This is a genomic window from Lutibacter sp. (assembly GCF_021647475.1).
Lineage (GTDB): Bacteria > Bacteroidota > Bacteroidia > Flavobacteriales > Flavobacteriaceae > Lutibacter.
In genome coordinates this window covers 1-8,972 of sequence record NZ_JAKIUR010000078.1, presented here as the reverse complement: position 1 = coordinate 8,972, position 8,972 = coordinate 1, and the positions used below count along the sequence as shown (strand labels likewise).

General features: G+C 29.1%; 8 protein-coding genes. 6 read left to right on the top strand and 2 right to left on the bottom strand.

Going from position 1 to position 8,972, the window contains the following annotated elements; genetic code table 11:
- The first annotated feature begins 353 nt into the window (after positions 1-353).
- Positions 354-917, top strand: coding sequence for a DNA-3-methyladenine glycosylase I (locus tag L3J60_RS12735; protein ID WP_291975941.1), 564 nt, complete (start codon positions 354-356; stop codon positions 915-917).
- A 92-nt stretch (positions 918-1,009) separates the two neighbouring features.
- On the opposite strand, the gene L3J60_RS12730 is transcribed toward L3J60_RS12735, so the two are convergent.
- Positions 1,010-2,020 (bottom strand): GyrI-like domain-containing protein, encoded by a 1,011-nt coding sequence (locus tag L3J60_RS12730; protein WP_291975939.1) that lies wholly within the window; start codon positions 2,018-2,020, stop codon positions 1,010-1,012.
- Positions 2,021-2,104: 84 nt separating this feature from the next.
- Here L3J60_RS12730 and L3J60_RS12725 point away from each other — a divergent pair, with 84 nt between their 5' ends.
- Positions 2,105-4,135 carry a dihydrofolate reductase gene (locus L3J60_RS12725; protein ID WP_291975938.1) on the top strand — a complete coding sequence of 677 codons (2,031 nt, stop codon included), beginning with the start codon at positions 2,105-2,107 and terminating at the stop codon, positions 4,133-4,135.
- Positions 4,136-4,143: 8 nt separating this feature from the next.
- The gene (locus L3J60_RS12720; protein ID WP_291975937.1) at positions 4,144-5,013 is read left to right on the top strand and encodes a cation diffusion facilitator family transporter; all 870 of its coding nucleotides are present in this window, start codon (positions 4,144-4,146) and stop codon (positions 5,011-5,013) included.
- A gap of 55 nt (positions 5,014-5,068) precedes the next feature.
- Here L3J60_RS12720 and L3J60_RS12715 read toward each other — a convergent pair whose 3' ends face one another.
- Positions 5,069-5,254 (bottom strand): hypothetical protein, encoded by a 186-nt coding sequence (locus tag L3J60_RS12715; RefSeq protein WP_291975936.1) that lies wholly within the window; start codon positions 5,252-5,254, stop codon positions 5,069-5,071.
- 44 nt (positions 5,255-5,298) lie between these two features.
- Between L3J60_RS12715 and L3J60_RS12710 the strand changes: the two genes are divergently transcribed.
- From L3J60_RS12710 to L3J60_RS12700, 3 genes are all read left to right on the top strand, one after another.
- Entirely contained in the window at positions 5,299-6,015 is a 717-nt protein-coding gene (locus L3J60_RS12710; RefSeq protein WP_291975935.1) for an SDR family NAD(P)-dependent oxidoreductase, read from the top strand.
- An 8-nt stretch (positions 6,016-6,023) separates the two neighbouring features.
- Complete coding sequence (locus L3J60_RS12705; RefSeq protein WP_291975934.1) at positions 6,024-6,407, top strand: nucleoside triphosphate pyrophosphohydrolase family protein; 384 nt, start codon at positions 6,024-6,026, stop codon at positions 6,405-6,407.
- A gap of 99 nt (positions 6,408-6,506) precedes the next feature.
- Positions 6,507-8,591, top strand: a complete 2,085-nt coding sequence (locus L3J60_RS12700; RefSeq protein ID WP_291975933.1) for a M13 family metallopeptidase — start codon at positions 6,507-6,509, stop codon at positions 8,589-8,591.
- Positions 8,592-8,972 lie beyond the last annotated feature (381 nt).

The window sequence follows — 8,972 nt, the reverse complement described above, 5'->3', positions numbered from 1 at the left end:
AATATGATGATGATTTAACGGCTTGTTGAACTGGAAATAACGCGACCAAAGGAGCGTTATTCTATTTCAATAATGCCACATTTTAAAATCAAATTTAAACTCGTATATTTGAGTAATGTTTAACTAATAAAAATTAACGCTTTGTTACGTTAGAACCTTGAATCCAAGGTTTCATCAGATTTAATTTTTGTAATTGTTTTTGAAGAAGTTCCACAACTCACAAATACAACTGAAAAAACGAATATATAAAGTAACTGTTTCATAATTAGATGTATTTAAAATAAAAGCACAAAAACTATTCCATTTTAAAGATAGTTAAAAAGTGCTATATTGTTATCTTTTAAAAAGATAAAATGAATAAAAATAGATGTAGTTGGTGTGGTAATAATCCATTATATGTAAAATATCATGATGAAGAATGGGGAGTTCCAATTTATGATGATGATAAATTATTTGAATTTTTAATTTTAGAAACTTTTCAGGCTGGATTAAGTTGGATTACTGTCTTACGGAAACGCGAAAATTTTAGAAAAGCTTTTAATAATTTTGATTATAAAAAAATTGCAAACTATAATGATGATAAGTTTGATGAGTTGATTCAAAATGCCGGAATTATCAGAAACAAACTTAAAATTAAAGCAACTATAACCAATGCAATTTCCTTTATGGAAGTTCAAAAAGAGTTTGGTTCGTTTTCAAATTATATTTGGAAATTTACTAATGGAAAACCTATTGTAAATAAATGGAAAACCTTAGGTGAAATTCCTGCCACCACAAAATTATCAGATATTATTTCAAAAGATTTAAAAAAACGAGGATTTAAATTTGTGGGTTCAACGGTTATATACGCACATATGCAAGCAACAGGTATGGTAAATGATCATTTGGTAGATTGTTTTAGGTATAATAAAGTATAGGAAAAGATAACCACGTTGTTATCACTCCTCGTTATGACGTTGTATTTTGTCATTGCTAATGTAGAAAAGCAATCTGTTGCTTTATAAGTTATTTATTGAATTGGTATTAAAATTTCAGTAACCCATTTGGCAGGATTTGGAGTATCTTCTTGATTAACTAAATACACTTCAAGAGGTTCAGCATTTGATAGTTCTTTTAAGTTTTCCGCAGATAAATTTTTAAAAGCAGTTTTCCAAGCTTCGGGTAAATAGTTGTAATTTCCGGTAAACAAAGTTTTAAACATTTTTTGAGGTTTTATAAATCCGTTTAAAACATCTCCGTTAGTAACAATTCTTTCAGAAACAGGAATGCACGTAGAGAACATAATAGTTCCATTTTCTTCATCCCATTTGTGAGTAATAGTAAATGGTTTTCCTGTTGGTTGTATGTTGTTTTCTTTCATATACTTCATAATTAACGTAAACATTTCTTCTGTTTTTTTATCAATTTCAGAAAATTTACTTGCAGTAGTTTGGTATAAATAGTAACCACCGCCGTAATCTACAACTCCTTTACTTTCAATACTATGTTTTTCCATTTCTTTAGTAATATAATTATTTAGTAATTTCAATCCTCTTTTGTACATAGGTGTTATATTTTTTTCAATTCCACCTTGAGTTAGCCAATATGCTTTTTCCATAAAAGTATTTTTGCCACGCATTCCCCAAGTAACTTCTGTACTATCACTCATTTTTTTTAAATTCCAATAAACTTCGGGTGTGCTACCTGTTCCAAAATCAATTTGTTGAATAAGTTCTTTATTTGGGATTAAAGAAATTGTTTTCATAGTTCCGCCACCTTCTTTTCCCTTCCAGCTATAAGAAGCATTTTCCCCTGAGGTAACCTCTGGATAAGTCGCAACAATACTAGAATCCATTTCATACCAAGGTCCCCAATTTTGCCAATTTTTATAATCATTAATTTCATTAAAAACCACTGCAACTGGTGCTTTAATAATTGTAGTTTGTTTAACATCATAATTACCATTTAATGTAGCTAAATACATTGATCCTCCGATTATAAATATCAGAATTAAAAAGAATAAATATTTTAAAAGTTTCATAATGATAATTTTAAGTTTGCTTCTTGCTAATTTACTAAATTAAATCATTTGAAATTAGTAAATTTGAGACTTAAAATTTATAACATGAAAATAAAATATATAGTTCTTTTGCTTTTTATAGCAATAATGCTTCCTTCTTGTAAAAAACAAGAATCAAAACAAAAGCAACAAGTTAAAGAAAGTAAATTTCAATATAAAGCCGAGCAATTTGCAGATTTAAATATATTGAGATATCAAATTCCAGAGTTTGATAAGTTAACTTTAAAACAAAAAAAATACGTTTATTATTTATCTCAAGCAGGTATGGCAGGTCGTGATATTATTTACGATCAAAATTACAGATTCAATTTAAAAATAAGACGTGCTTTAGAGCATATTTTTACGAATTTTAAAGGTGATAAAAACTCTGAAAATTGGAAAAATTTTGAAGTTTATTTAAAACGAATCTGGTTTTCTAACGGTATCCATCATCATTATTCAAATAGTAAATTTCAACCAAAATTCTCAAAAGAATATTTACAAACGTTATTAAAAGCTACTAATACCAAACTTGAAGGCGAAGCGTTTGAGGTTATTTTTAATGATAAAGATGCAAAAAAAGTAAATTTAGATGCAACCACCGGGTTATTGAAAGGCTCTGCGGTTAATTTTTATTCACCAAACGTTACTTCAGAAGAAGTAGATAAATTCTATGCTTCTAAAATGGATAAAAATGATGCAACACCAATTGAGTACGGATTAAATTCTAAAATGGTTAAAAATGCTGATGGAACTCTTAAAGAAGAAGTTTGGAAAGTAGGCGGAATGTATGGGGCTGCAATTGAAAAAGTAGTATTTTGGTTGAAAAAAGCAGAAGAAGTTGCAGAAAATCAGCAACAAGCAGATGCTTTAAACCTACTAATTAAATTTTATGAAACAGGCGATTTAAAAGTTTGGGATCAATACAATATTGCTTGGGCAACAAGTACCAAAGGCGATATTGATTATATCAACGGATTTATTGAAGTTTATAACGATCCAAAAGCGTTCAGAGGTTCATTTGAAAGTATTGTTGAAATTAAAGATTTTGATATGTCTAAAAAAATGGCAGTCGTTTCTGAAAATGCCCAATGGTTTGAAGATAATTCTCCTATAATGGAAGCTCACAAAAAGAAAAATGTGGTAGGCGTTTCATACAAAACGGTAAATGTAGCTTCTGAAGCAGGTGATGCATCACCATCAACTCCAATTGGTGTTAATTTGCCAAATAATAATTGGATTCGTCAACAACATGGCTCTAAATCAGTTTCCTTAGGGAATTTAATTGAAGCCTATAACCAAGCTGGCGGAACGGATAAATTAAAAGAATTTGCCTATAATGAAGATGAAGTAAACACCGAAATTAAATATGGGCAATTAGCTGATAAATTACATACGGCTTTACACGAAGTTATTGGTCATGCAAGTGGAAAAATAAATCCAGGAGTTGGGCAACCGAAGGAAACTATGAAAAATTATGCTTCAACTTTAGAGGAAGCACGTGCCGATTTGGTTGGTTTATACTTTTTACCTGATCAAAAATTAGTAGATTTAAATTTATCGCCAAATGCAAAAGAATTGGGTAAAGCTGCGTATGATGGTTATATAAGAAATGGATTATTGACACAATTAGTTCGTTTAAAATTGGGTGATGATATAGAAGAAGCTCATATGAGAAATCGTCAGTTGGTGGCGGCTTGGGCTTATGAAAAAGGTAAAAAAGATAATGTGATTGAAAAAGTTATAAAAAATGGAAAAACTTATTTTGTAATTCATGATTATGCTAAATTAAGAGTGTTATTTGGACAATTATTACGAGAAATTCAACGTATTAAATCAGAAGGAGATTTTGAAGCTGGTAAAAATTTAGTAGAAACTTATGGTGTAAAAGTCGATCAAAAATTACTTAAAGAAGTTTTAAAGCGTAATAGTAAATTTAAATCTGCTCCTTATGGCGGATTTATAAATCCGATTTTAGTTCCCCAAAAAAATGCTAAAGGAGAAATTACAGACATATTGGTAACACAACCAAAAAGTTTTACTGAAGAAATGTTGTATTATGCTAAAAATTATTCCAGTTTGCCAGACCAAAATTAAAAGAATTAATGAGCAAAGTTAAAACGGCAATAAAAGCATCCTATTTTAGTATTATAGGAAATACAGCTTTAGCAATTGTTAAAGGGCTGGCAGGTATTTTTGGACATTCCTATGCCCTAATTGCTGATGCCATTGAATCTTCAACAGATATTTTTGCATCTATTTTAGTACTTTTCGGATTAAAATATTCAACAAAACCTGCAGATAAAAATCATCCTTATGGGCATGGAAGGGCAGAGCCATTAATAACTTTTTTAGTAGTAGGATTTTTAATTACTTCTGCAACAATAATTATACATGAGGGTATTGTTCATTTAGGAAAATCACGTGAATTACCAAAAGCTTGGACACTTATTGTACTCGGTATAATTATTATTTGGAAAGAAATATCATTTCAATATGTAATTAAAAAGAGTAAAGAAACGCACAGTTCATCATTAAAAGCAGATGCTTGGCATCATAGAAGCGACGCTATTACTTCGGTTACTGCATTTATTGGAATTTCAATGACCTTATTACTGGGCGAAAATTTTAAAAATGCAGATATTTATGCAGCATTTTTTGCTGCGGCATTTATATTTTATAACAGTTATTTAATTTTTAGACCAGCTTTAGGTGAAATTATGGATGAAAATTTATATGATGATTTAATAGCTGAAATTAGAAAAGTGTCATTAACTGTTGACGGTATTTTAGATACAGAAAAATGTTTAGTTAGAAAGTCTGGAATGAAATATCACGTAGATTTACATGCCGTTGTTGATGGAAATAAATCGGTAAAAGAAGGACATGAATTGGCACATAAACTTAAAGATAAACTGCAAAGTCAATTAGAAAGTATTGGAGATGTATTAATTCATATAGAACCAAATAATTAAATTTATAAAAAACACTTTAATTATTAATCCGTTTCATTAATTTAGAACGGATTTTTTAATGCATTGAAAAAGTAATCATAGTAAAAATAGCGATAATTAAAAAAATTGCAATCACAATTATAAATGTATTTTTATAATACTTTTTAATTACTTTAAAATCTTTTCGATAACTCCAAACCATGGCAATAGTAAATGCAATGATAAATAATGTGGCAAAAATTAGTTGGTTTTTACTAAACATATAAAAGATGTATATTTAACTTCAAAAATACGTAATTTTTTAAGATGAAACATGCATTAATAATAGGAGCCACATCAGGAATAGGCAAAGACTTGGCAGAAATTTTGGTTACTAACAATTATTTAGTGATAATTACTGGTAGAAGAGAAAATTTATTGAAAGAAATTCAGCAAACAAATCCAGAAAGGTATAGTTACAAAGTACAAGATGTAACCGATCTAAAATCCTGTGAAACATTATTTAAAGAAGTAAAATCGGAATTTAAAAATATTGATTTAATTGTATATAGTTCGGGTGTTGGAGCTCCAAATTATAAGTTAGATTGGGAATTAGAGAAACCTACTATAGAAACTAATGTTGTGGCAGCGACAAAAATTTATGGATTAGCATATAATCTTTTTATGGAACAAGGATTTGGTCATTTAGTAGGTATTTCGTCACTTGCTTCAATTAGAGGAAATCGACATGTACCAGCATATTTTGCTTCCAAAGCATATCAAGCTAGTTATCTGGAATCGCTTTGGATGAAAGCAAGTAGGAGCAAATCTAAAATTTATATTACTGATATTCAACCTGGTTTTGTCGATACTTCAATGGCAATAGGAAAAACGTTTTGGATGTCATCTTCTAAAAAAGCAGCAAATCAAATTTATTCTGCAATAAAAAAAAGAAAGAAAAAAGCATACATTACAAAACGTTGGGGTTTGGTTGCTTTTGTATTAAAATGGATTCCTGCCAAACTATTGATTAAATTTTTATAAAATTATTGATGAAAAATAAATTAAAAGACGTTCAAAAGTTCATGGAAATTTTTGAATTAGGATATCAAAAAGAGCCAACAGCTAAAATTTCTTTAGAAAAAATAAAGTTGCGTTTTGATTTAATGAAAGAAGAAAATGAGGAATATTTAGAAGCTGCAAAAAATAATGATTTAGTTGAAATTGCAGATGCTTTAGGTGATATGTTATATATTTTATTAGGAACGGTTTTAGAACATGGATTGCAACATAAATTTGAAGCAGTTTTTAATGAAATTCAACGTAGTAATATGAGTAAATTAGATGAAAACGGTAATCCAATTTATAGAGAAGATGGGAAAGTACTTAAAGGTCCAAATTATTTTAAACCAAAAATAAAAGAAATTCTGGACTAAAATATTAACAGAATTTTAAGCGAGAATTATTAAATGAAATTGTTACTTTATGGGTCAGTATAAATATAAAAATTAACCCAAAACAAAATCAATAATCTAATGAAAATGTTTAATAAAAACACATTGCTTCTTACTGTTATTGCAATGGCAATGATTCCTGTTTCTTGTAAAAAAGAACCAGTAAAAAAGAAAGAAATTCACGGAATAATAACAGCAAATATGGATAAAAAAGTTCGGCCTAATGATGATTTTTTTAAGTATGTAAATGGTAGTTGGTTAGCTAAAACCAAAATTCCTGCAGACAGAACTTCTTGGGGAAGTTTTAATGAGCTTCGTAAAAAAACAGATGCTGACGTATTAGGAATTTTAAATGAAGCCATTGCTCAAACAAACAACCCAAATGTTAAAGGAAAATTAAAACTAGATGCAGACCAAGAAAAAGCAGTAAATTTATATGAAACCATAATGGATACAGTAGCTCGTAATAAGGCAGGAATTGCTCCGTTAAAGCCCTATTTAGCTAAAATTAATGCCATTTCTAATTTAACAGATTTACAAAATCTTTTAATAAAAATGGCACCTTATGGAGGCATAGGCTATTTTGGTTTTTATGTTACTAATGATATGAAAGATAGTAAAATGAATGCAGGTTATTTATCACCAGCTGGATTAGGCTTACGTAGAGATTATTATGTAGATCAAGACAAAGATACTAAAGAAAAACGAAAAAAATATATTGCTCATATAGCTAAAATGTTTGAGCTGTTTGGTGATACAAACAAACAAGCTTCAGTCAATGCACAAAAAGTATTTGATTATGAGTATAAATTAGCAGTTCCTAGACGAACAAAAGAAGAAAATAGAGATGCACGAAAAAGATACAACCCTAAAACTATAGCAGAACTTCAAAAAATGACTCCAGAAATTAATTGGAAAGCCTATTTTAAAGGGATAGGAGCAACCAATTTAGATAAAGTAATTGTTACCAATCCAAAATATATGGAGGTACTTAACACTATTTTAAAATCAAGTTCTATAAATGATATTAAATTATATTTGCGTTGGACTCTTATTGATAGAACAGCAGGTTTACTTGATACTAAACTTGAAAAGGCTAACTGGGAATTTTTTGGTAAAGTATTAACAGGTGCTAAAAAACAAAGGCCAATGGATGAACGAGCTTTAGCAAGTGTAAATAGAAGAATAGGAGAAGCTCTTGGTAAATTATATGTGGCTAAAGAATTTCCGCCAGAAGCAAAAGCTAAAGCTGAAGAGATTATTAAAAATGTAATGGAGGCATATAGAAATAGAATCAATGCATTACCTTGGATGACTGCTGAAACTAAGAAAAAAGCTATTGAAAAATTAGATAAAATGACTATTAAAATTGGGTATCCTGATAAATGGAAAGATTACTCAAAATTAGTAATAAATAGCACCAAGAATGGAGGTTCTTTCTTTCAAAATTCTTTAAACACAACCAAATGGAATTTCAATAAAAATATTAAAAAATTAGGTAAACCTGTTGATAGATCAGAATGGGGTATGTCGCCACAAACAGTAAATGCTTATTTTAATCCTGTAAATAATGAAATTGTTTTTCCAGCAGCTATTTTACAACCGCCTTTTTATGATTATAAAGCTGATGCTGCAGTAAATTATGGTGGAATAGGAGCTGTAATTGGACACGAAATTTCTCATTGTTTTGATGATTCAGGAGCTAGATTTGATGCAAATGGTAACTTAAATAACTGGTGGACTAAAGAAGATTTAGATAAATTTACAGTTTTAGGACATAAATTAGTAGAACAATTTAGTAATGTTGAAGCTTTAAAAGGAGTTCATTTAAATGGTAAATATACTTTAGGAGAAAATATAGGTGATTTAGGTGGAGTAAATGCTGCTTATGATGCTTTGCAACTATATTATAAAAATCATAAAAAACCTGATAAAATTGATGGATTTACTCCTGAACAACGTTTTTATATGTCTTGGGCTACGGTTTGGAGAACCAAAATGAGAGAAAACGCACTACGTAGTTTAATTAAAACAAATCCACATTCTCCAGGTATGTATAGGGCTTATATGCCTTTACAAAACGTAGATGCTTTTTATAAAGCATTTGATATTAAAGAAGGAGATAAAATGTATGTTAAACCAAAAGATCGAGTGAAAATTTGGTAAGATAATTTAATAACAAGGCTGTTTAAAAAATTTGAAGTTTATAATACTGAAGATGTCACGCTGAGCTTGTCGAAATGTTATTTCAGAATTTCATTCTACTAATTATATATTATGAACATGAGTTCGACCTAAGGATTTACTTAAATAACTGAAAATCAAAATGTCATTGCGAAAATTATAAATGTAGTGCCATAATTTGAAGTAATCTTTTCATGAAAATGAGATTGCTTCCTCATTTCGCTTTGCTTCATTCATCCTTTAGATTAGCAAAGTTAAAATATTACATTTAATTTACATAATTGTTAATTACAAAGAATCTTTATTTCTTTGATAAAAAAAGAATGGAGTGAACTTATCGTTCCTCTAGATTTATTAGATCAA